Origin of the sequence: Mycolicibacter sinensis (genome assembly GCF_001667375.1) — a bacterium.
Taxonomy (GTDB): domain Bacteria; phylum Actinomycetota; class Actinomycetes; order Mycobacteriales; family Mycobacteriaceae; genus Mycobacterium; species Mycobacterium sinense_A.
Genome location: NZ_LZIN01000076.1, coordinates 1 through 844 on the forward strand (window position 1 = coordinate 1; position 844 = coordinate 844).

Here is an 844-nt window from a genome sequence, read left to right on the forward strand (position 1 = left end):
AGTCGAGCGTGTCTTCCACCCCGCCCCAGTCGATGCCCATCCATTCGGTGAAGAAGCCCTCGATGTTGCCGAAGGCGCTGTAGAAGAACGCCACAACTGAGTAGAACAAGCCTTCCCACCAACCGCTGTCGACCAGCCCGTGGCTCCACGCATTGATCCAGGCGCCGAACTGGTCGAAGTCACCGGAGATGTCGATGTCGGTGATCGCGCCGTCGGTGGTGGCCAGGTGGTTGGCCACCTGATCGGGCGTGAGCCCCAGATACATCATGTGCTCGTAGAACAAACCGAGCTCAGAGGTGGACGTGGGGTCGGTGACCGGATCTCCGGGGATCGTGTAATCGGTTACCGCGAACCAGTTGTTCGGGGTCTGGACACCCGACAGCAGAGCAGTGTCGAAGAAGTCGGAGGAGGAAACCCCGCCCATACCCTCCGACGCGGTGTCGGCACCGACCGGATTGCCGATGAACACGAAATGCAGCAACTGCGGGTCGACGCCGTCGTGTTCCAGCTGGGCCATGGCGATCGAACCGGCCGTGGCGCCCTGCGAGTAGCCGAATATCCACAGCGGGTTGTCGGCATCGTAGGCGCCCGGGTTGGCGTCGAGCTGGGCGTGCACCGCCCGCACGATCTCGGCCGCGCCGACGAAACTGCTGTGCCCCTGCAGGATCAGCTGCGGGGTGGTCAGCACCTGCAGCGGGGAATCGCAGATGCCGGCACCGATCACGCAGACCGTCGGATCGTCGCCGGCGTCGAAGCCTAGCGGGTTGAGGAACAGGTCGGCCGCGGTTTGGGCGAACGCCGCCGAGGGCGTCGGCAACATCGTCCCGCCGACGAAGATCGCGGT

At 64.7% G+C, this 844-nt stretch carries 1 protein-coding gene; it reads right to left on the minus strand.

The genetic code is table 11. The features are described from left to right. The coding region (locus A5771_RS24675) for a PE-PPE domain-containing protein (protein WP_082947387.1) at window positions 1-820 on the minus strand (820 nt) is incomplete at its 3' end. Window positions 821-844: the final 24 nt, after the last annotated feature.